The organism is Azoarcus sp. Soil_N_20 (assembly GCF_057656155.1).
In genome coordinates, this window is the sequence record NZ_JBDGKX010000083.1 from 1 (window position 1) to 239 (window position 239).

General features: G+C 68.6%; 1 pseudogene. It reads left to right on the forward strand.

The features are described 5' to 3' along the window. Positions 1-239 (forward strand): annotated as a pseudogene (locus tag AC3A35_RS28000) (ABC transporter ATP-binding protein); the annotation flags it as partial.

The following is a 239-nucleotide window of genomic DNA, read 5'->3' on the forward strand; positions in this document are numbered from 1 at the left end:
GACGGCAGCATCGAGGCGGTGCCCGAGGTCGAGCGCATGGTCGCGCGCGGCATGAACCTGGTGCCCGAGAAGCGCGAGCTCTTCGGCGAGATGACGGTGGAAGACAACCTGACCCTGGGCGCCTTCCAGCGTTACCGGATGGGCAAGCGCGATCAGGCGCAGACCATGGAGGAGGTGTATCACCTGTTCCCGCGGCTGAAGGAGCGCCGCGTCCAGCTCGCCGGCACGCTGTCGGGCGG